This is a genomic window from Methanocalculus sp. (assembly GCF_030651615.1).
GTDB lineage: Archaea > Halobacteriota > Methanomicrobia > Methanomicrobiales > Methanocorpusculaceae > Methanocalculus.
The window spans coordinates 1-3,305 of the sequence record NZ_JAUSCG010000171.1 but is presented as its reverse complement, the minus strand read 5'-3'; the positions used below and the strand labels follow the sequence as shown (position 1 = coordinate 3,305).

Sequence of the window (3,305 nt, the reverse complement as noted above, 5' to 3'; positions counted from 1 at the left end):
TCTTCAAGAACGCCCGGCTTTTCGGTTCTGCAGGCGGCGGTGATCGCAGGTAATGCACGGGTCAGTTCATCGACTATCGTAAGCGTCGCCATCCGGGCAGTCCGTGAGAGCGGATTCAGATCGATCGTGATAACGACCCGCCCCATCTTCCGGAGGGCTTCACACCGATCTCCATCTTCAAGTGGAACGAGGATCACATCAGCTGAACCGATCCCATCAGGAAGGCAGAGTCCACGATCATGTCCGAGTGGGACGAGCCGCTCGCATGCACCTGAGAGCACGACCACTCCATGCTCCTCAAGATACCGGGATACACAGGCCATCCTCTCCTCGGTCCTGTGGAAGAGGTTCACCTCGACCGCTGCACCTGATGCCTTCTGGAGTTCTGCAATCGCTGATGCGGCAAGCGCAGCAGAATTGCCGTTTACAGAGATGACGGGGCGGCGGGCAGACATAAGCAGGAGGGCACAAAGACGCTCAGCTTCTGTCGCACTTGCAGTCGTCCTCTCGCCGATCAGGTAGTCAAACGCCTCGCCCCGCCCGTGCGCCGTCAGTCCTTCAAGAGAGAGGATGCCTCTCCGGGCTGCCTCTGCAAGTGATTCACGAACCTTAAGAGAGCGATACCGGGGATGATCTTCCGAAATCATGGTGTAACCTCCACTATCCCTGCACCGTCTCCTGCGATTGTAGTCGTATAGACCCTCCCAAAACGGGAGAGGAGTGCAGCAGCCCGATCACCTGTTGCAAAGACCCCTTCTCCGAGCATCGTCATACTTGCGGGAACCATTGCCTCATCACAGGCAGAGAGGATCTTTCGTATAACCGGAGTGATCAGTCCGGAAGACTCTGCAAACCGTCTGGAGAGCCGGATGAAATCATCCATATCAGAGGGGCAACAGCCCGGATAGGCTGATTGTACCCGCTCCATCGATTCAGCCGAACCGATCACATCCCGGGTTGATATCGGGCCGAGACTGATAATAGAAATTGGTCCTTGAAAGTCCATATTGCGGCTTATAACACCCCTGATACCAGGGAATGTCCGGCATACGAGGCCGCCCCCAAGTTCAGCCGCCACATCTCCAAGACCATTCCCATGAAGAACCTCGATCTCATGGGCAAGAAGAGCGATCTCATCCCCCGACATCGAGAGAGAGAAGAGTGCGTCTGCTGCTGTGATAGTTGCAAGGAGAGAAGCAGCAGAGAGGCCAAATCCGGAACCTATCGGAAGATTTGACTCAGACTGCACTGCCGCAGTCACCGAGAGCCGCCGGAGGGCTTCTTCAAGAGGGGGCGATCCAAAAGTCCGTACACCATCTGCAATGACGGTTACTGTCGTCTCAGCTGATCGTGTCACCGAGGCGATCACCCCCTCTTTTAAGACAATCCCCGCACCGATGCTTCCGGTCTCACCGGTGGTGGGTTTGGTTATCCGGGAGAAGTAGCCGGATATGTGGCCAGGAGAAAAGGCCTTCACAGACGACGGCATACTTCGAAAGCAACCTCCTCCTTTGTATTCACCCGCACCTCAAGATCCCTGCCCATGATGAGAAACGTACCCGTAGCAGATCCCATCACAGACGGCGGGTTGCAAACGACGAGTGATGCTCCACGCAAAAGAAGCTCACGCCCGGCGATCTCTGCATCATCTCCGAGTTTGAATCCGACAGTTATCACCTTCAGATCCGGTAGAACGAGATCGATTATTTTCGGAAGAGGATTCAGTTCAATCTGCCGGACCGTTCCTGAAGGGATCTTTCCAGCAACCCTTACCGGCGCATAATCCGAGATGGCAGCAGCACTGATGTAGATATCAATCCCCTCATCAAGCAGATGCTGAACCGCCTCACGCATCTCATCAGCCGTCTCCACATGAATATTCCGGACTGAGGGGAAGTGATCCATATGAACGACTGTTACATCAGCACCGAGCCGGAACGCCTCATACGCAAGGGCACGCCCCATCTGTCCGGTCGATCTTGTGGTAAGCACCCGGACATCATCAAACGGCTCTCTACAGGCACCGCTGGTGATCAGCACCTTCTTCCCCCTGAGTGGCTCTCCAAGCACCGCCCGTTCCGACCAGAGGACGATCTCATCAATTGCAGCAATCTTCGCCTTCCCCTCTTCGATCCGCGGAGGTATCACTTCAATACCAAACTCCTTCAGAATCTCCAGATTTCTGAGAACCGCCGGATGACGATACATGGAGTGGTGCATTGCAGGAACACAGACGATCCGCTGACCGCTCCCCAGAGCAGTTGTTGCAAAGGTCGTCACCGGGGTGTCATCAATCCCTGATGCGATCTTTCCAATGGTATTTGCAGTACACGGTGCAATCAGGAGGAGATCGGCCTCACGCTCATCTCCTGAATAGATCACGTGCTCAACATGACCGGTGATATCAACGATGGTATCCCGTCCTGTCGCATAGGTGAGGGCAGCAGGGCTCACAATTCCGGCTGCTGCATGCGACATCACCGCCTGCACAGTTGCCCCCTTCCTGCGGAGTTCATGAGCAAGCCGTACCGTCTCAACAGCGGCAATGCTCCCTGTCACCGCAAGGACGATCAGCTTTCCTTCAAGTGTCCGCCTCATCCAATCACCAGATCCATAACGCAATGCCAGCATTGTGGCGCATATTTCTTTACTTTATGCACTGAGATATCGGCATCATATCCATGCTCATGCAGAATACTCCGTACATCTCCTTCATCAGGACTCAGTGTATGAAGATGGATGATACTTCCAAAAGCAACATGCAGAAGCGCAGAGTCAAGATACTCTGTTGCTTCAAAATGACCCATAATCACCCTGTCATAGGTGCCTGAGAGCATATCCCGGCAATCCCCGCATTCGGCACGGATTTCTTCAGTGAGACCATTCTCGTCGATATTCTTCATAAGAAAACCGAATGAGTCGGGATTTAACTCCATCGCATGCACCATTCCGCCAGCGTCAGCAGCAGTGAGGGTGAAGTACCCGATGCCCGCAAACATATCGGCTATCCGCTCTTCCTTTCCGGAAGAGGAGATGAGCGATCTCATTCTCTGTTTCTCCCCACGGTTTCCCTGGGAGAACATCACCTTCGTCGGATCAAGCCGGTACGAGATGCCGCACTCTCGATGGAGCACCTCATGGGGACTGCCATAGATCACCTCATATGCAGGAATTCGAAGCGATCCGGAGTGTCCGGGAATAAAAAGGATACATGTCGGCTGCTCCCTGACCATCAGATCTGCGACATCATCAGAGTCCGGCCTCCTTCCATGAAAGAGGATCGTATCGCCGAGCCGCTGGTACCC

4 protein-coding genes are annotated in these 3,305 nt (G+C 54.3%); all 4 read right to left on the bottom strand.

The features are described 5' to 3' along the window. A partial coding sequence (locus Q7V06_RS07495) for a 4-phosphopantoate--beta-alanine ligase (protein WP_304840173.1) occupies positions 1 to 647 on the bottom strand: 647 nt, incomplete at its 3' end. Continuing rightward, entirely contained in the window at positions 644 to 1,489 is an 846-nt protein-coding gene (locus Q7V06_RS07490; RefSeq protein ID WP_304840171.1) for a GHMP kinase, read from the bottom strand. The genes Q7V06_RS07495 and Q7V06_RS07490, both read right to left, overlap by 4 nt. Next, a complete protein-coding gene (gene coaBC, locus Q7V06_RS07485; RefSeq protein ID WP_304840168.1) occupies positions 1,474 to 2,598 on the bottom strand; it encodes a bifunctional phosphopantothenoylcysteine decarboxylase/phosphopantothenate--cysteine ligase CoaBC in 1,125 nt (374 codons plus the stop codon). Before coaBC ends, Q7V06_RS07490 begins: the two co-directional genes overlap by 16 nt. After that, on the bottom strand, positions 2,595 to 3,305 hold a 711-nt coding region (locus Q7V06_RS07480), incomplete at its 5' end, for a class I SAM-dependent methyltransferase family protein (protein WP_304840166.1). The genes coaBC and Q7V06_RS07480, both read right to left, overlap by 4 nt.